The organism is Alteromonas sp. CI.11.F.A3, from assembly GCF_032925565.1.
In the GTDB taxonomy this organism is placed as follows: domain Bacteria; phylum Pseudomonadota; class Gammaproteobacteria; order Enterobacterales; family Alteromonadaceae; genus Alteromonas.
This window is the reverse complement of sequence record NZ_CP136708.1, coordinates 4,465,557-4,484,715: the sequence shown is the minus strand read 5'-3', so window position 1 is coordinate 4,484,715 and position 19,159 is coordinate 4,465,557. Positions and strand designations below refer to the sequence as shown.

General features: G+C 45.4%; 11 protein-coding genes. 5 read left to right on the top strand and 6 right to left on the bottom strand.

Going from position 1 to position 19,159, the window contains the following annotated elements:
- Positions 1 to 20: 20 nt before the first annotated feature.
- From R1T43_RS19315 to tldD, 3 genes are read left to right on the top strand one after another with little or no spacing between them, the layout of a single operon-like run.
- Positions 21 to 4,028, top strand: coding sequence for a YhdP family protein (locus R1T43_RS19315; RefSeq protein WP_317351158.1), 4,008 nt, complete (start codon positions 21 to 23; stop codon positions 4,026 to 4,028).
- Positions 4,021 to 4,839 carry a carbon-nitrogen hydrolase family protein gene (locus tag R1T43_RS19310; RefSeq protein WP_317351157.1) on the top strand — a complete coding sequence of 273 codons (819 nt, stop codon included), beginning with the start codon at positions 4,021 to 4,023 and terminating at the stop codon, positions 4,837 to 4,839. The genes R1T43_RS19315 and R1T43_RS19310 overlap by 8 nt, the downstream gene beginning before the upstream one ends.
- Positions 4,832 to 6,274: a metalloprotease TldD gene (tldD, locus tag R1T43_RS19305; RefSeq protein ID WP_317351155.1), complete on the top strand. Its 1,443-nt coding sequence runs from the start codon at positions 4,832 to 4,834 to the stop codon at positions 6,272 to 6,274. The genes R1T43_RS19310 and tldD overlap by 8 nt, the downstream gene beginning before the upstream one ends.
- A 123-nt stretch (positions 6,275 to 6,397) precedes the next feature.
- Here the strand turns inward: tldD and R1T43_RS19300 are convergent, their stop codons facing one another.
- Together R1T43_RS19300 and yjgA are read right to left on the bottom strand one after the other, a co-directional pair.
- The gene (locus R1T43_RS19300; RefSeq protein ID WP_317351153.1) at positions 6,398 to 8,824 is read right to left on the bottom strand and encodes an Ig-like protein, group 1; all 2,427 of its coding nucleotides are present in this window, start codon (positions 8,822 to 8,824) and stop codon (positions 6,398 to 6,400) included.
- An 18-nt stretch (positions 8,825 to 8,842) separates the two neighbouring features.
- Positions 8,843 to 9,388, bottom strand: coding sequence for a ribosome biogenesis factor YjgA (gene yjgA / locus R1T43_RS19295; RefSeq protein ID WP_013785846.1), 546 nt, complete (start codon positions 9,386 to 9,388; stop codon positions 8,843 to 8,845).
- A 72-nt stretch (positions 9,389 to 9,460) separates the two neighbouring features.
- On the opposite strand from yjgA, the gene pmbA reads away from it, so the two are divergent.
- The gene (pmbA, locus tag R1T43_RS19290) at positions 9,461 to 10,792 is read left to right on the top strand and encodes a metalloprotease PmbA (RefSeq protein ID WP_317351149.1); all 1,332 of its coding nucleotides are present in this window, start codon (positions 9,461 to 9,463) and stop codon (positions 10,790 to 10,792) included.
- A 24-nt stretch (positions 10,793 to 10,816) separates the two neighbouring features.
- Here the strand turns inward: pmbA and R1T43_RS19285 are convergent, their stop codons facing one another.
- A complete protein-coding gene (locus R1T43_RS19285) occupies positions 10,817 to 11,737 on the bottom strand; it encodes a helix-turn-helix transcriptional regulator (protein WP_317351147.1) in 921 nt (306 codons plus the stop codon).
- Between the two features lie 116 nt (positions 11,738 to 11,853).
- On the opposite strand from R1T43_RS19285, the gene R1T43_RS19280 reads away from it, so the two are divergent.
- Complete coding sequence (locus R1T43_RS19280) at positions 11,854 to 14,964, top strand: beta-galactosidase (RefSeq protein ID WP_317351145.1); 3,111 nt, start codon at positions 11,854 to 11,856, stop codon at positions 14,962 to 14,964.
- 115 nt (positions 14,965 to 15,079) lie between these two features.
- Here R1T43_RS19280 and arcA read toward each other — a convergent pair whose 3' ends face one another.
- From arcA to glgA, 3 genes are all read right to left on the bottom strand, one after another.
- Positions 15,080 to 15,787, bottom strand: coding sequence for a two-component system response regulator ArcA (gene arcA / locus R1T43_RS19275; RefSeq protein ID WP_013785842.1), 708 nt, complete (start codon positions 15,785 to 15,787; stop codon positions 15,080 to 15,082).
- A 155-nt stretch (positions 15,788 to 15,942) separates the two neighbouring features.
- Complete coding sequence (locus R1T43_RS19270) at positions 15,943 to 17,598, bottom strand: ATP-binding protein (RefSeq protein ID WP_317351142.1); 1,656 nt, start codon at positions 17,596 to 17,598, stop codon at positions 15,943 to 15,945.
- A 101-nt stretch (positions 17,599 to 17,699) separates the two neighbouring features.
- On the bottom strand, positions 17,700 to 19,124 hold the full coding sequence (glgA, locus tag R1T43_RS19265; protein WP_317351140.1) for a glycogen synthase GlgA: 1,425 nt from the start codon (positions 19,122 to 19,124) through the stop codon (positions 17,700 to 17,702).
- Positions 19,125 to 19,159 lie beyond the last annotated feature (35 nt).

Below are 19,159 nucleotides of genomic sequence, written 5' to 3'. Positions count from 1 at the left end.
TAACTATACGAAGGCGAAGTGTGACAAATTTAACGTCGGTAGCAGCCTATTTAGTTAAAAAAATATGGTTGCTGCTTGCCATCCTGCTTGTTCTATTTGCGCTGTTAATCAGCGCCGCTCGCTATGCGCTGCCGCATATTGAACACAACAAGCACCTGCTGGAAGACTATATCAGCCAGCGCTATGGCGTAAATCTTACTATTAAAAGCGTGCATGCAGTATGGCAACGCTCTGGGCCGAGTATTGTCTTAAATTCGGTCTCAATGGCGCAAAATGATGCGTCTCCCGTTGGGCTCAATATTCGTCAAGTCTATGTAGAATTAGATTTTTGGCAGTCTTTGAGACGACAAATGATCTCATCTACGCGCTTTGAACTTCGTGGTCTCAAGCTAGATGTTGATGCCGATAGGTTCGAGCGTGCAGGCGATAACAACTTCCCTGTTGTAGATGCATTAAAAAGCTTATTCCTAGAACAGCTTCAAAGTTTCTCTCTTGAAGAAGGGGAAGTGATCCTCTCTAAAAATAGCCAGCCCCAGTCTTTCATCATCGACCAGTTAACTTGGAATAACAGCGGAAGACGTCACCAAGGCTTAGGGCAAATGAAGGTGGCCGATGTATCGTCGAATTCCGCGTCTTTCATCATTGATGTGACGGGCAACAAAGATGCGTTTGAAGGGGTGTTTTATGCCCGCGCTGAAGATTTAGATATATCCCCCTGGGTGAGCGACTTAATCAAAACTAAGCGCCCGCTGACTGAAAGCCGAGCCAATTTTGAAATTTGGGCAGACGTACAAAGCAATGGCATTACAGGTGTTCAAGCCCAGTTTGAAGAAAGCTTATTGGAGTGGGGCGGAGATGAATACTCAACCCTTGTCACGGGTATTCGCGGTGGCAGTATTGAAGCAGCACCCACGCAAGATGGGTGGAGCGTTAGGGTAGATCAATTGGTGATAGACTCTGGCCACGAAACCATAGAAGCTGATTTCGTCGGTAAAGTAACAAATGCAGGCGACGCAGTCGTCAGTATTGTAAAACCGGTTCAGATAAATCCATTCCTGATGCTTTTACCCTTGTTTATGGATGACACCAGCGAAGAGGAAATTCGCGCGTTAAATCCCACAGGGCAACTTGCCACGTTGGAACTTCAACTTAGAAATCGCCGCCCGGAATTAACTGCAAAAATTCTTGATTTGTCGTGGGAGCAGACAGGAAAAACGCCAGGCCTGACATCGCTAGATGCCGATGTTTATTGGTATAAAGACGCTGGCGCTGTTTACCTAAAAAGTGAAAACAGTACCTTATCTGCCGACAATATCATTAAGCAAAATCTCGATATCAATGCCTTTAACGCCAATCTGTATTTTCACACCCAAGCGGTAGGTGATGAAAAGCAATGGGTATTGACGGGTAAAGATCTCTTGTTCGATAGCGAACAGTTAGTGTTAGAGCCAGCATTTCGCGCCAATCTAACCTCGGGCCACCTAGACATATTTGCGAATATTGAACCCTTGGCGTTAAACGCCGTCAGTGATTTCTTCCCTGCATCGTTAATGGGCGTCAATACCGATAAGTTTCTTACCCGTGCCTTCACAGGCGAAGGTAGCGTAAGCAAAGCGCAAGTGTTGTGGCACGGAAACCCTAAGAACTATCCGTTTAATGATAATAGCGGAATTTTTCAAGCTTATGTCGATATTGAAGATAGCGACTTTCTATTTTCATCAAAGTGGCCTGCGTTAAATGAACTCGATTTGTCGGTGCGTTTTGAAAATGCCGGCTTAGTCATGATAAGTGATAAAGGAACGTTAGCCGGTATAGACGTGTCGGCTATGTCGGCAGAAATCCCGCGTTTACACCCCTCTTCAACGTTAACTATTGATGCAGAAGGCTCTGGCACAGGCGAGAAGTTAACTTCGTTAATGAAGCAGTCTTCAATTGCCAGCTCGCTAGGGAAAGTGCTTGATAAAGACGTGCAAGTTTCAGGGCCGTTGTCAGCAAGCCTGACATTAGATATCCCCCTGAAAGGCAAAGATATTCGGGTTCAAGGCGCAGCTCAGTTAAACAACAACGATGTGTATATCACTAGCACGCGTATGCAGTTTGACGATGCCAGTGGAACACTTACCTTCGACAATGCAGAAATTGACGCTAATGGGTTAACTGCGAGTTTGTTAGGTCAGCCAGTGGAAATGTCTCTTCAAGGTCGCCAGAACGACAACTACGACGTTAATGTTAACTTGAAAGGGTTGTGGCACGTTCACCCGTTAGTGAAGTATGTAAAAACCGACCTTATTGACTACCTAGATGGTGAAACCAATTGGCAGGCAGATGTGAATTTGAGCTTATCTGAAAACGACTTTTCCTATAATGCCCAAATTAACGCCGATTTATTGGCAACCCAAAGCTTGCTGCCTGCTCCGTTTTCAACAGTGCAAGGAACTAGCCTGCCACTTCAAATTAACAGTGAAGGTAACCTACAAGCCTCTAATGTAGAGGCAAAGCTAGGTGACGATATTCATTTCGACGGCGTATTGCCTCATAAAGAAATGCAGTTCTCTCGAGCGCTCCTTTCCTTAGGCGATGCTAATGTGGGTGATAGAGGTACCGGGTTTAGTATCGCTGCAAACCTAGAGCAAGCCGACATTGTTGAATGGTTTACTACCCTGCAGACGCTGATCATGCCGAGTAAAATGGACGAAGCTAGTGCAAGCGTGTCCGTTAACAAGAATAGCGTTAACGATACGTTATCGACGGATAGCCGTGCCCAAAAGCAAAATATCTTCGGGGTGCCATCACGCATATTTGTCACCGCAGATACCCTAACGGGGTGGGGGCATTCATTGAATAATGTGTCCTTAACCGCCCGGGAACAAGACAACGATTGGTTGCTACAAGTTGATGCAGCGAAAGCGAGAGCAACCATTAGGGTTAATAACGACATTAACAACCAAGGTATAGATATCAATGCGGATTACCTAGTACTGGATAAACCTGCTACAGAGGGTGGTGCTATTGAAGGTGATGCTATTGAAGATGAGAGAAACTCAATCGAAACCCAAGTAGAAGAAATCGAGATGGCTAGAAAGCAAGCAGATGTCGTCGAAGTTGATCCGCTAGATTTGCCTCCTATCTACTTCTATTGCAGTGTTTGTAGTGTCCATGGCCTTGATTTAGGTGAAGTCACCCTTGACGTAGCCAAAACAGATCAAGGTTTGCAAATCAGACAATTACTTACGCGCTCTTCCAGTGCAGATGTAACCGCAACCGGATACTGGCAGCATGAAGACGGCGAAATCACCACCCGTTTAAACGGTACACTTTCTTCATCAGACGTAGGGCAAATGCTTAAGCAGCGAGGGATAACGTCAGGCATTAAAGACTCTGAAGCCAATATTAAATTCGATTTAGGCTGGCCTTCTGCCCCGTTTGATTTCTCGTTAGGCAAAGTAAGCGGCGACGTAGACTGGGCACTCACCGACGGTTACCTCACTGAGGTCAGTGATAAAGGGTCGCGCATATTTACGTTATTCAGCCTAAACTCATTAGTACGTAAGCTAAGCCTAGATTTTAGAGATGTATTTGCCACTGGGTTTTTCTACGACAAAATGGGTGGAAGCTTACAAATTGCTGATGGTACTGCCTTTACCGACGATACCGAAATAGATGGCGGTGCAGGTGAAATAGAAATTAAAGGGTATACCAACTTAAATACCGGTGGCCTTAATTACAATATTACTTTTGCCCCTAACGTAACGGGGAATTTACCGTTTTTAGTGTATTTTTTAGCTACGCCCCCAACGGCATTGGCAGCACTGGCACTAGATCAAGTGCTGACATCAGCGAAAGTGATATCGAACGTGAACTATAAGGTTTCTGGCACCATAGCTAATCCGCAGTTCGATGAAGTAGAACGACATAGTAAAGATATAAGCTTACCGGCGAACGTGTCGCCAGAAAGCACTTCGCCATTAGATCGGCCGCTTACCGAAGATGATTTACGCAGAGTAAAAATGGAGGTTATCGATGGTTAATCTAGTTGCAGTTCAAATGACATCTACGCCCAGTGTAGAAGATAATCTGAATCATGTAGAACAGGCTATTGCTCAAGAACAAGTTCCAAAAGATAGCTTGGTGGTATTGCCAGAATGCTTTGCTTGTTTTGGTACCAAAGATGGTGAGCTACTTAATGCCGCCGAAGTTAAAGACGAAGGGCTGATACAGCAACGTTTATCTGCGCTAGCCAAAGCCCATGAGTGCTACATTGTTTCGGGCACGTTTCCTATGGCGACCGACGATGCATCAAAGTTTTCAGCGGCGTGCTTATTGTTTGGTCCAGACGGCGCAGTATTGGCCGACTACCGTAAAATTCACCTTTTTGATGTGTCTGTTGATGACAATACGGGCAGCTACAAAGAATCTAAGTTTACAAACCCAGGCAGTGAAGTTGTTACTGTAGAAACGCCAATTGGCAACATTGGTCTAGCGGTATGTTATGATGTGCGCTTTCCAGGCTTGTTTACTGCCATGGGCGACATCGATATTTTAGTGTTGCCTGCTGCCTTTACGCAAAGAACCGGTGAAGCGCACTGGCACACGTTAGTGAAAGCGCGAGCCATTGAGAAACAATGCTATGTGGTAGCTGCCAACCAAACCGGTGAGCACCAAAATGGCCGTGAAACCTTTGGTCACAGCCTAGTCGTTTCGCCGTGGGGTGAAACCTTGAGCGAGCTACCACAAGACATTGGTGTTATTCAAACCAGTGTTGATATTGAAGCGCGACAAGCCATTAAACAAAATATGCCGGTTGCCGAACATAACCGATTCAGGAGTCACTTTGTCTAAATCTGTTGAACGCCATTTACTGTCTGACTCTGGACTAGATGTAGCGTCGCTAGAAAAAGCCCTTTCGGGTATCCATCGTCACGATACCGATTATGCTGATCTTTATTTTCAGTCGAGCCAACACGAAAGTTGGGTGCTCGAAGATGGCATTATCAAAGAAGGTAGCTACAACATTGAACGTGGTGTTGGGGTTCGTGCCATTAGCGGTGAAAAAACCGGTTTCGCTTATTCAGATGAAATCAGTGAAGATGCTTTAGTAAAGGCGTGCAACGCTGCGCGCAGCATTGCCCCAGATGGTGGTTCTCAGAAAGTATCATCGTTAGGGCGTAGCGATTATCAAGCCCGCTATGGTGAGAAAAACCCTATTTTAGCCATGCAAGATGCTGAGAAAATTTCTCTGCTAAAAGCCGTGGATGCGTACGTTAGACAGCAAGAGCCATCAGCCAATCAGGTTGTGGTTAGCATTAGTGGTGTATACGAAGAAATTTTGGTGGCTGCCAGTGATGGTACGTTTGCCACCGATATCCGTCCCTTAGTTCGCCTAAACTGCTCTGTATTGCTTGAAGACGGTGATCGTCGTGAGCGCGGCAGTGCAGGTGCTGGCGGCAGATATGCCTATTCTTTTTTCGAGTCAGATAAAGAAGGACGCCCTTACTACGAGCAGTTAGCCGACGACGCGCTGCATATGGCACGGGTTAACATGCAAGCGGTAGCATCTCCAGCGGGCGCCATGCCAGTGGTATTAGGTAATGGCTGGCCTGGTGTATTGTTACACGAAGCGGTGGGTCATGGTCTTGAAGGCGACTTTAACCGTAAAGGTGCGTCTACTTTTAGTGGAAAGATTGGTGAACGTGTTGCCGCTAAAGGCGTAACAGTGGTAGACGATGGCACATTGGCAGATCGTCGTGGTTCGTTGTCGGTAGATGACGAAGGTACACCAACCCAGCACAATGTACTTATTGAAGACGGTATTCTAAAAGGCTACATGCAAGATAAGCATAACGCCAAGCTAATGGGTGTTGCGCCAACCGGAAACGGTCGTCGCGAGTCTTATGCGCATTTACCGATGCCGCGAATGACCAATACCTACATGCTAGAAGGGCAGTACGATCCTAAAGAGATTATTGCCTCTATCGATAAAGGTATTTACGCGCCTAACTTTGCGGGTGGGCAGGTTGATATCACATCAGGCAAATTTGTATTTTCTAGTGCAGAAGCATACCTCATTGAAAATGGTAAAATTACCGCACCGGTCAAAGGGGCTACCTTGATTGGAAATGGCCCTGAAGTCATGCAGAAGATTTCTATGATTGGAAACGATGTGGCATTAGACAACGGCGTTGGCGTGTGTGGTAAAGACGGTCAAAGCGTACCTGTTGGCGTGGGCCAGCCCACACTGAAAATAGATGAGCTTACCGTGGGCGGAACTGCGTAAATTACGCGTTTAGCTAGTGTAAGAGTTTGAAAAAAGGCGCCGATTGGCGCCTTTTTTATTACCATTTTTATTACTGCCTATAGACAGTTACTGCAGCATGCCAGCTCTATAAAAGACGGCCCGCTATTCTAAAGTAACCACCATATCAAGGCTGGTAGTAACGCCGCTAGGAGAGGTCACTAGCGCGCTAACAATCGCACTGGTGCTGGCTTCTGATTCATCTAACAGGTTAGTCAGTACAAACGATAGTTGTCTGCTACCTGCTGCGTTGGTAGAAGGCACAGTGGCTTCAAGTGAACCTGAAATCCCTCCTTCAGAGCTTGTAATGCTAATTTCTGTATCTTCCGCTAACGGCTGATTAGCGGTATCTGAATACGCTAGCGATAGCAACGCGTTGCTTCCTCTTGGGATACTCAATACCGGAGTTAACCCAGGCGGATTAGTATTGTTTGCTAGTTCATCGGTACTGCTATTAAACGTTAGCAATGCAGATGACGATGACATAATAACCACCATAGCGCGCCTAACATGCAGCGCACTATTTCCGCAGCTTGTAGCATCGCATTGCGGGCCATCAAATAATCCATTGGCAGCAGTGAAGCTACCTGAACTGTCGTAGTCGAAAAATGGCTCTGTAGCATCATAGTTGCCGTCTTCGTTATCGTCTCGCCATGCTTCTGGGTAATCGATAAAGCCCGTGGTGTCAGGCAGGAGTATAGAGATACCATTGCCGGTGCTACCAGTAATCGCGCCGCCATCGGCATCGTCATATAAGTTATTGCCGTTTGCGTCTATTAAAGTTTCATGGCCTACCGCGGTCACCATTACCGTAATGCGGTGATCGGCGACTCTTGGCTCGGCACTCGTCCACGTCACGCTGCAACTGCCGCTTTGTGTGGTACAGCTTGGCTCAATTAACCCGCCTTCGGTGGTGAAATTTAACGTGGTGCCATCTGGCACTGGATTATTAAACGCATCAGCCGCGCTAGCGGTAATGGTTAATTCGTTGCCGTTAATATTGTGCGCTTCAGGGTTCAAACTCGATGGCGACAAACTAATACTGTTTTGATCAGGCAGACCAGTGTTCACGCTAAGTAAGTCAGACTGAGACTGAATGCTAGTATCATCAATTTCAGTAATAGCAGTGACCCGAACGGCAGTAGGCACGCTACCCGCTGTCACAAAGGTGCTGACTTGGCCTTCAGAATTAGTCAGTGCAGTAGCAGGAGAAAGCGCCAATCCACCAATATTACTGTTTAAGCTAAACGTCACTTCTTGTTGGGCAAGAGGGTTACCCAGCGCACTATTTACTTGAAAGGTTACCCGAGATACCGAACTCGCGTCTTGGCCGCCGGTTCCACTTATCACAATAGATGCCGGAGACGCATCGATAAAAGCAATGCTACCCGCGGTTTCAGGCAAAATTTCCATAGAACGAGACACACTTAGTGTGCTGCTGTTGATAGTAACCGTCGCACTTATCTCGTCGTCGAAGCCGGTATTTCCCGCGCAACTATTGTCCTGAAAAGTAGAGCGAGCTTGTCCGCTGGCGGTAAATACAGTTTCATCAATATCGGCACTATCGTTCGCCACACAAACGGAACTAAAGGTCACAGGGATGCTGGTGGCATAAGTTTCGCCTTCAGAATTAACCAGTGCTACGTTAACACCCAGGGTTGCGCCAGCGGCGATGACAACGTCTTCGTCCGTGGTGTAACCGTCTACTCCTAATAAACCAGCGACAAATTCACCGTTATCAAACGTACCAATTTGAATAACCTCATCGGTTACCGCAGAAGACTGAATTTCATAGTTGAGGGTGGCTGTTAAGGTTTGCTCATTATAAACGTATGACACAGTGGCCGTGCCCGCACCTAGGTCGTCATCGGTAGGAAGTAATTGGCTATTGGCTAGGCCGTCATTGGTCGTGAGGGCATCGTCTATGCTTACCGAGCCGCGAGACACTTGGAAGCTTACAATAGCATCTGTAATTGGGGTGTCATCGATATTTATCAGCGAAGCGCTAAGGGTACCGGTTTCATCAGCGGTAATCCTACTGACTTGATTACCTGCACTGTCACTCAAGGTAAGTGAAAGGGTAGGTAAAAAGACCGTGTCAGTATCGGCAATTAAAAACTCAATGTTTGCCTCTGATGATGTGCTGTCGTAACTGGCGGTAATGGTGCTAGCGCCCGCGATAGCGCTGTTTGAGTCTAAATACACGACCGCTTCACCGTTACTGTCAGTGAGTTTATCGGTAACAGAGAGAGTGCCTATACCACTTGTAAAACTGACGATTTCTCCGGCTAACACTGCACCATCTTCGGTAATGGTCGCAGTAATGCAGGCGGTATCACCAATATCGAAACTAGCCTGATTAATCGTATTACAGTTTGCGTCGCCTATCTCAAGAGAGAGTGCTACAACTGGAGAGGTGATGCTATCGTCGCTATCCGAACTGCCAAAGGGGTCGTCGCCGTTTGCCCCCGAGGTACCGTTACATCCTGATAATACCCAAACGAAAGCAAATGCCGCTAAAAGCCGCCCCATATACCTCTCCTTATATTGCTACTCTTTTTGAGTAACGTCTTTTAAATATTGGAATAACTCCCTGTAAGCTTTAGGGGGAGCATTCTTTTCTTGTTCTTTTTTCACTTGGCGGTGGAACTGCCTTAATTTTTGTCTATCAAGCTCAGGGTATTCTTCAATAAGCCCTTGAATAGCGTCGTCACCACGGGTAATTACATCTTCGCGAGCGCGTTCTAATTCATGAAACGCAGCGTTATTTGCTTGATGTTGATGGGTTATTTTAGCCAAGGCCACTTCAATAGGGGAATTATCCCTTTGTCTAAGTAGCTTACCAATGAACTGAAGTTGCCTTCTGTAACCGTCTTTTTTCTTATTGATGACACGGGCAATATCTAGCGCATCTTTCAATTCTTCATCAAGCGGAATGGTGGCGTAGTGGGCAGGGGTAAGGTTTACTACGGTTTGCCCCAGCTTTTGTAAGTCTTTAGATTGGCGCTTTAGTTCGCTTTTACTAATGAGCTCTTCTTCGGGCTCGGCGCTTTCTAACTTAGATTGTTGTCGTGATTTAGATTTCTGATCGCTCATTTCAAACTCATAAGTGTTACACTTTAGCTAAATTGTAACTATCACAGTCGGATTTAGACAGCGAAACTTACTATGCAAATTGAGCAACAGTTATCAGAAATTCAGAATGTCGTCGATGATGTACTGAAATTAGCCCTAAAAAATGGGGCAACCCAAGCAGAAGCAAGCATGTCAAAAGTGGAAGGTATTGCGGTATCTTCACGTATGCAAGAAGTTGAAAACGTAGAGTTTACTAACGATGGCGGCTTGGGCATTAGTGTTTACGTAGGTAAGCGAAAAGGCAGCGCCTCAACGGCTGACTTAAGCAAAGAAGCACTGACTCGTGCCGTGGAAAAAGCCGTAGATATTGCTAAGTACACCAGTGAAGATCCTTGTACTGGTCTTGCTGATGCTGAACTTATGGCCACAGAATTTCCCGATTTAGATTTATATCACCCGCAAGAGCTTGATACTGAGAAAGCCATTGCCACCACGATTGAAGCGGAATCTGCTGCGTTAGGTTACGATCCGCGCATTACAAATTCCGACGGTGCATCGTATAACGCTAATCTTGGTATGCGAGTTTACGGTAATACCCACGGTATTAATGCTGGGTATCCAAGTAGCCGTTATAGCCTTAGTTGTATGGTGATTGGTTCTCAAGATGGTGATATGCAGCGTGATTATGCCTACACAGTCGACCGTCAGGCGCCTTTATTGCAATCAGCAGTCTCTATTGGCACCGATGCAGCAAAAGCCACTGTAGAGCGTCTGGGCGCCCGTAAGATAAATACGGCTCAAGTGCCCATTCTGTTACACAAAGATATCGCGTCTAGTTTATTTGGGCATTACGTGGGTGCTATCAGCGGTGGTAGCTTGTATCGTCGTTCATCGTTCTTGTTAGATAGCTTAGGTAAACAAATTTTTCCTGAGTGGCTAAACATTGAAGAGCGCCCATTTATAAAGTCGGGCTTAGCAAGTTCTAGCTTCGACAATGAAGGCGTGGCTTGTAAAGACATGACCATCGTAGATGGCGGAAAGCTTGCTACTTATCTTTACACCACCTATTCAGCGCGTAAGCTAAACACCCAAACCAATGGTCACGCGGGTGGCATTCATAACTGGTTGGTGGGCGACACAGGTCATAGCGACAGCGACTTGCTAAAAGAAATGGGCACTGGCCTATACGTTACTGAACTTATGGGGCAGGGCGTTAACACGGTTACCGGCGATTATTCTCGTGGTGCAGCTGGGTTTTGGGTAGAAAATGGTGTTATTCAATACCCGGTGCACGAAGTGACTATTGCTGGCTGCTTACAAGATATGTTCGCTGGCATTGTGGCAATTGGTAAAGATAAAGATTTGCGCGGTAGTGTGCATACTGGCTCAATTCTTATTAATCAGATGAAAATAGCAGGAAGCTAGTTTCTCTGTTTCGATCTAAGTCGTTCAATTTAAAGACTGCCGCTGGCGAAATTCGCTGGGCGGCATGCCTTGTGACTTTTTAAACCGCTTCGAAAACGTAAACACATTGCTGTAGCCCACGTAGTTGGCAATATAAGCAATGGGCCACTGCGTGCTTATCAGTAAATTTTTCGCCCTTACCATGCGCAGATAAATAACATGCTGCATAGGGCTTCTGCCGAATTGCGCAAGGCATAGCCTGTGCAAGTGGGGGGCAGAGTAGTGCACTTTGTCTACCAAGGCGTCGATATCCCAATTAAACTGCAATTGCTTTTCTACCGCAGCAAATAGCGCCGACAATCGAACTTGGTGCGTGCTTTTCACTGGGGTAGCAATATGCTGCAAATATTGCTGGATAATAGGAATAACCGCCTGTCGGTGCTGGCTGTTGGTTTCTAAATACAGTAACTCCATCGCATGATGTAGCCCTGACAACTCAATGTTGTGCTGTACGGGGTGCTCTACATCAAAAAAATGCTGCCATCGAGGGCTATCAGATAAGTTTAGCCAAATGATGTCCCACGGCGCTTGATCCGGCCGCGGCGCTTGATCTAGCTGCGGTGCGCTACTTTCATCAAAATGCGCAATTTGCACTTCAAAACTTTGATGCGCAGGCAAAATAATCACACTTGAAGCAGGCAATGCATACTCGCCACTCGGCGTGCGTATTTTACCGCTGCCTTTTAATGAATAAAAAATAGTGTGGTTAGGCGGGGTAACTCGGCCTACTTGATAAGTACCTGATAAATTCGAGCAACCCGCCAACTCTATGTCTAGCGCTTTAATCTCTGGTGCATTGGTACTATCAATAAAACGTTCAAGACAGTGTGGACCAATATTCACAATATCGCGAAAGGTTCGCTGCGCATTTGAGGGGCCAGTTGAAGTGAAGTTAGCAGGTTGCATAATTGTAAAATGAGAGTTTTGGATAAATTAAAGAGAGAAACAAGCATAAAGGATTGCGCGTGTTTCCGCTATATTTCACCTGTTATTAAAAAACCTTACCGTAGAAGGAGCCAGTAATGGCAAATGTTGCTCAAGTTGTTGCGCAAAAAGATTGGCAGAATCCTGTTGTTTATCAAAGAAATCGCGTGAATGGACATAGTCCATTAAACGGTTTTTTAACCCAAGACGATGCTAAACAAAACGTTAATGCGCAAAAACAAAGTTTAAATGGTGAATGGGATTTTAGGTTATACCCCCAACCTGAAGCTGTCACCGAAGACTTATTGAGCGAAGTATTAGTTGATGCTGCAAGCTGGCAATCTATTACTGTGCCTTCAAATTGGCAAATGCAGGGTTTCGATAAGCCTATTTACTGTAATGTTAAATATCCTTTTCCGGTAAACCCACCTGAAGTACCCAGCGATAACCCCACAGGCTGCTACCGTACTACTTTTTCGGCAACTGAAAATACGTTGCAACAGCGCAACCATATCGTGTTTGAGGGGGTTAATAGTGCATTTCACCTGTGGTGTAACGGTGAATACGTCGGTTATTCACAAGATAGCCGACTACCCGCTGAATTCAATTTAACGCCCTTCTTAAAAGCTGGTGAAAATCGCTTAGCGGTTATGGTTATTCGCTGGTCTGATGGTAGCTATTTAGAAGACCAAGACATGTGGTGGCTAAGTGGTATTTTTCGCGATGTGGTATTAGTCACGAAACCACAACATCATATTCAAGATGTGTTCGCGACGCCCAAGCTGGATGCTTGCTATCGCGATGGCAGCTTAGCTGTTCGCACCGCCATTAACGCACCAGCAAGCTATACGGTGGGCATTCAGTTATTTGATGGTGAAACTCCGGTTACCGAACAAAGTGTGTCTGGTACCAACAACCGCCGTATAGATGAGAAAGGCGGGTGGGACGATGTGATTTTTCAATCGTTAGCAGTCACTGAACCTAACAAATGGACAGCCGAAACGCCTTATTTGTATCGACTCGTGGTGTCACTGTTCGACGATACTGGAAACCTAGTGGTAGCGGAGGGCTACAACATAGGTTTTCGACAGGTAGATATGCTTGATGGTCAGCTGTGCGTAAACGGAAAACCTATTCTTATTCGTGGTGTAAATAGGCACGAGCACCATGAAAGCAAAGGTCATGCGGTGAATGAAGCCGATATGATTGAAGATATAAAGTTATTGAAGCAAAACAACTTTAATGCGGTACGTACTGCCCATTATCCTAATCACCCGCGTTGGTACGAGCTGTGTGACGAATATGGGTTGTACTTAGTTGATGAAGCGAATATTGAAACTCACGGCATGTTCCCTATGGGGCGTTTGTCGAGAGATGCCGTGTGGGCAGGGGCTTATCTAGCCCGTTACACCCAAATGGTAGAGCGTGACAAAAACCACGCATCCATTATTATTTGGTCATTAGGTAATGAATGTGGCCATGGGCCAAACCAAGATGCCATGTACGGTTGGTCTAAAGCGTTTGACCCTTCACGACCTGTACAATACGAAGGCGGTGGTGCCAATACTACAGCAACCGATATCATCGCCCCTATGTATGCTCGGGTAGATACTGACGTGCTTGATGATGCCGTGCCGAAATGGGCGATTAAAAAGTGGTTATCGCTACCAGGTGAAACCCGCCCTGTTATTTTGTGTGAGTACGCCCATGCCATGGGAAATAGCTTAGGGAGCTTTGCGGACTACTGGCAGGCATTTAAAGACTATCCACGTTTGCAAGGGGGGTTCATTTGGGATTGGGTCGATCAAGGCTTAGTGAAGCATACAGACAGCGGTGAGGCCTATTGGGCCTACGGTGGCGACTTTGGTGATACCGATAACGACCGTCAGTTTTGCATTAACGGCTTGTTGTTTCCTGATCGCACGCCACACCCTGCATTATTTGAAGCCAAATACTGCCAACAGCATTTGGCATTTACCCTTAAAGCACTAGAGCAGGAACAAGCTGGTAGCTATCAGCTAACCATCGCCAGTGACTATGTATTCCGCTTAACCGATAACGAAGCACTGCAGTGGCAGGTGCTTAAAAATGGCGAATGCGTTGTAAGTGGAACTGAAGTGTTAAGCATTGCCCCTCAATCAACACAAACTCTAACGATTACCCCAAACTTCGACTTTGTGCCTGATGCGCAATACCATTTAAATATTGATGTGGTGCTAGTTAAGGACTGTGATTGGGCAGGTGCTGGGCACGTATTAGATACCGAGCAATTTGAGATTGCGAATACTGCAGGTCTATCTACATTCTCATTAACTAGCGCTATCAATGGCAAAAATAAAGTTACGGTCGAGCGCTTGGCGTCGAACGTAACTATTCACGCCGCAAACACGTGTTTTACAATAAGTGCTGATACTGGACTGCTTACGTCATGGACAGCAAATGGCGAAGAGCAGCTAAGAGCACCGCTTGAAGATAACTTCTTCCGAGCGCCGTTAGACAATGACATTGGCGTGAGTGAAGTGGATAACCCCGATCCTAATGCGTGGGAGTCTCGCTGGCGCCGAGCTGGAATTGGGCAATGGCAACGCACCTGTGCTGGTGTAGATGTGGTTGAAAGCACACAAGATGTGCGTGTGACGGCACTGTTTAACTATCATTACGATAATGCCTTGGTGGCCTCAACAACCTGGTGTTACCGCGTGAATGCAACAGGCACTATAGACTTGGATGTTCAGGTTAAGTTAGCCGATGCATTACCTCCAATGCCGCGTATTGGTTTGCAGTGGGCCGTACCTCATTCAAGTCAGGCTGATGCCAATATTCAGTGGAAAGGGCTAGGACCATTTGAGAACTACCCTGACCGGTTGGCCGCAGCCAGGTTTGGGAGTTACAGCGAAAGTATTGCCAGTATGCATACGCCTTACATCTTTCCTACCGATAACGGGCTTCGTAGTAATTGCCGAGAACTTAGCATTAACAATATAAAAGTAGCGGGTGATTTTCACTTTGCTGTAAGCCCGTTCGGGCAAAATCAGCTTGATGAAGCTAAGCACACTTGCGACCTCACGCCAGCCGACAGCACCTATGTGTACATCGATCATGCCCACATGGGCGTTGGCGGCGACGACTCGTGGAGCCCAAGTACGCACAAAGCCTTTTTGTTAGAGAAAAAAGCGTATCGTTACTTCTTATCCCTAAGTGCTTGTTAAACTGGCATCCTAAATGTTGAAAACAAAAAAAAGCCGCTCTATTGAGCGGCTTTTTGGTATTTAATCAGGCTATTACTTACAACGGGAATACCGTTGGTATCTCTGTTTGGGACAATTAGCCGTCAACAGAGCCGCAGAAGCGGTAACCTTCACCGTGAATGGTCACAATCAATTCTTCATCAGAAGGATCTGACTCGAAGTGCTTACGAATACGGCGGATAGTTACATCTACAGTACGGTCGTTAGGACGAAGCTCACGACCTGTCATTTCCATAATTAGCTGCTCGCGGGTAAGAATTTTACCTGGGTTGCTAAGGAATAAATGTAATGCACGGAATTCACTACGTGGTAAACGGAACTCTTTACCTGTTGGTGAAATAAGTGAACGGCTGTCGCCATCCAAAATCCAGCCATTGAAGTTTACACGGCTTGGTAAATCATCGTCTTCTGCTGAATTAGTGGTGCGAGATAACAAGTTACGCGCACGAATAGTCAGTTCACGAGGATTGAAAGGCTTGGTTAAATAGTCATCTGCGCCAATTTCTAGACCTAAGATACGATCAACATCGTTATCACGGCCAGTAAGGAAAATAAGACCTACGTTTTTACGGTCGCGTACTTCGCGCGCCAAAATGAGGCCATTTTTACCTGGCAAATTAATATCCATAATAACCAAATTAATTGCGTGATTTTCAAAGAAGTCATGCATTTGATCACCATTTTCAGCTTCAAATACATTGTACCCTTCTGCTTCGAATAAACTCTTTAGCGTGGTACGTGTGACCACTTCATCTTCAACAATTAACACATTTGGCGTCTGCATGGTGTTTTACACTCTTTATAAAATCGGTTTAAGCAATTACTGATTAAATTTTAATATTCGTTTACTTATATGCAAGTTACTACCGAATATTATTAAATTCAAGGTATTGGGGTTAGCCAACGAATTTCAAGCAAAGTTCAATAGTTATACAGGTATTATGACGTTTTCGCACTGGAAACAGGAAAAACTATAACAAATTCTACACCACTACCCACTTCGCTGGTAATCGATATAGAACCATTTAGCGCTTGAGTGACTAAATTGTACACTAAGTGCATGCCTAATCCAGACCCCCCTTGTCCACGTTTTGTGGTAACGAAAGGGTCGAAAATACGTTTACGAATATCTGATGGGATCCCGATACCGTTATCCCGATACACTAACTTTAGCTTGTTCGTTGTAATTAATTCAGCACAGATATCAATCTGGCCTTTTTCTATGTTCTCAAAACCATGAATAACCGAATTCATAATAAGGTTAATAATGATTTGATTAATAGGACCAGCCTTCGTTTCAACGCATAAGGTAGGGTCGCAATCTACGTTGATGTTGTGTTGTAATTTTTTTAAGCGAGGCTGTAACGACAGTAGTATCTCATTAACTAGCTGTGCAAAGCAAAAGGTTCGGCTACTTTCGCTCGATTGATCCACTGCAACCTGTTTAAAACTGGAAATTAGCTCGGCAGCGCGGTTTAAATTGCGATAAATGATGTTTAGATTTTCATGACTTTCATCCATAAAGCGTTTCATGGCACTGGCTTTTAGGGTTTTATTCTCAAAATCTCTTTCAATAACCGCCAATCTGTCGAGCATCATAGTAGAAGCGGTAACCCCTAAACCGATGGGAGTATTTACTTCATGGGCAACTCCGGCCACCATGTCACCCAACGATGCCATTTTTTCATTTTGTACAATTTGGCGTTGAAACTCATGCAGCTTTTCAAGGGTTTGAATTAACTCTTGGTTGGCGTCTTTCAGTGCATTAGTTCGTTGGCTTACCATTTCTTCTAAGCTGGCATTCAGCTTTCTGTGCTGTTCTTCGGCCTGACGCTGCTTGTGCATATATTCTTGTATGCGAGACAGCATAATATTCACATCATCAGACAGCACGTTTATTTCTTTAATATTTGACGGTTCTGCTCTAGCGGAATAGTCACGCTGCCTAGAGGTGCGCTGTAAGAAAAAAGAAAGCTTTTCAATCGGGGTAGTGGCACGGCGCTGAAAACGCAATGCTAACAAAAAGCTGAATATGAGTAAGAAAAGCATAATCCCAAGGTTAACTAGAACCGTTTTAACCATGTGCTGGCTAAACCCGTCTGCAGACATCCGAAGGTAAACCCATCCCAAAACTTCGTTTGTCTCTGGGTCAAAAATTTTCCGACTACTTTCTAAGTAATCATTATCTTCAGTGAGCAAGGGAGTTTGATCTAGGTTAATTAGCTGTTTTTGCTTTCCAGGAATAAGTAACTGGCCGCCTTTGTTGTAAGAGGCAAAGCGTTCAACGTTACTTGAGGTGTTAGCGCCATCCGGTAAGCTTTTATAGATATGAACGTTTAACACTTTGTCAGCAGCATCTAAGAATAGTAAAGATTCTTCCACCAATGCCTGGCTAGAATTTCGAAGCGGGCCTGCAACCGCATTAGCGGTCATCTTAGACAGTAGATTTGCGCGGTTATCCAATTCGTATCGATAAGCGTTTATTTGGGTATAGATAGACAAACCGGAGGTGCTTACCAGCGAAATTGCGGCGATGGTCATTACCACCCACAAAAATAAACTTCGTATAGAAAGTTTTATAGCCCGATCTGTCATGCTAATTATCAGATTTTCTGTTTCAATGAACGCTCAATAATAGTGGCGCATTCTTTAACAAAAAGAAAGAAACGCCGTACAAGCCTTTAAAGGCCGCATAGTTAAACGAACATAGATCCGTAAAGTTTTATATATTCACCAGCGGCACGTTCCCAAGTAAAGCGGGTATTCATACCTCTTTGCTGCATTTCTCTGAACTTCACTGGGTGCTCGTAATAAAACAATAAAGCGCGACGAATACAGGCAAGCAGGGCTTCAGGGCGTGGCTGTTCAAACACAAAGCCTGTGGCATCTTCGCTATGGCGATTGTCCACCACAGTGTCTTTCAAACCACCTACCGCGCGCACAATAGGAATGGTGCCGTAGGCCAAACTGTACATTTGATTTAGCCCACAAGGCTCAAACTGCGATGGCATTAAGAAGAAGTCGGCGCCGGCCTCAACAAGATGCGCGTGTTCTGAGCTAAACCCATTAATAAACGCGAACTGAGACGGATTATTCTGCGCAAATTCACCCAAATCCATACACATTTTAGGATCGCCAGTACCTACAATAACGATTTGCACATTATGCTGAACCAGTTCATCAAGAATAGGCAAAATATAGCCAAAACCTTTCTGCTCGGTAAGACGACACACCATACCAATAAGTGGAATGCTGACATTTTTCGGCAACCCAGACTTTTCTTGTAAGGCGCTCTTACAGGTTTGCTTAGGCAGTAGGTTATCTACATCGTAGTGTTCTGGTAAGAAAGAATCAGTAGCTGGGTTCCATTGCGTATAATCGCACCCGTTTAATATGCCGGAAAGGTCAGTTTTACGTCTAACTAAACGTTCATGCAAACCGTGGCTGCCTAGGTCGGTTAACAGCTCTTGTGCGTAATGGGGGCTAACGGTGGTTACTTTAGTGGCAAACTCGATACCCGATTGAAGCATATTGATATAGCCGCCATGAACCTGTGCCAGAATGCCGGGGTGATGGCGTAGAAATGGTACTTTTTCAAGTAGGTTTACCCCTTGGAACGCGGCATTGTGAATGGTAAACACGGTACGCGTTCTATCAAAAAAGCCTGTGTTATCGTAGGCCGTTAGGTAAGGCAGCATGGCCGTATGCCAATCGTGGCAATGAATAACATCTGGCGAATAATTAATAGCTTGAAGGGCGGCCAATACTGCGCCACTAAAGAAACAAAAGCGCTCGCCATTGTCTTCATAAGCCTCGTACGCGTTGGAGTACAAGCCTTCACGCATGAAGTATTCTGGGTAATCTACAAAGTATACGGGTATGCCATGCCAGTCCATTACTCGCACTTCGAAATTATATACCTTGTATTCGGTGAATAGCGTTTGTGTTTCACATGCCGTAGGTAAGTCTAACGAGTCTGCTAATACCTTGTAGTAAGGCATAACAATGGCTACATCTTCTCCTGCGTCTTTTAATGCAAGTGGAAGTGCTTTGCCGACATCTGCTAAGCCACCTGTTTTTACCAGTTCTTCTACTTCAGAGATAGCGAATACAATTTTCACACGAACGCCTCGTATTATATGAACGCGCCTATGGC

Coding starts and splice junctions, on each gene's coding strand:
- R1T43_RS19310 (WP_317351157.1), top strand. CDS start 4,021: ATGGTTAATCTAGTTGCAGTTCAAATGACATCTACGCCCAGTGTAGAA.
- R1T43_RS19280 (WP_317351145.1), top strand. CDS start 11,854: ATGGCAAATGTTGCTCAAGTTGTTGCGCAAAAAGATTGGCAGAATCCT.
- pmbA (WP_317351149.1), top strand. CDS start 9,461: ATGCAAATTGAGCAACAGTTATCAGAAATTCAGAATGTCGTCGATGAT.
- R1T43_RS19300 (WP_317351153.1), bottom strand. CDS start 8,824: ATGGGGCGGCTTTTAGCGGCATTTGCTTTCGTTTGGGTATTATCAGGA.
- yjgA (WP_013785846.1), bottom strand. CDS start 9,388: ATGAGCGATCAGAAATCTAAATCACGACAACAATCTAAGTTAGAAAGC.
- arcA (WP_013785842.1), bottom strand. CDS start 15,787: ATGCAGACGCCAAATGTGTTAATTGTTGAAGATGAAGTGGTCACACGT.
- R1T43_RS19285 (WP_317351147.1), bottom strand. CDS start 11,737: ATGCAACCTGCTAACTTCACTTCAACTGGCCCCTCAAATGCGCAGCGA.
- R1T43_RS19270 (WP_317351142.1), bottom strand. CDS start 17,598: ATGACAGATCGGGCTATAAAACTTTCTATACGAAGTTTATTTTTGTGG.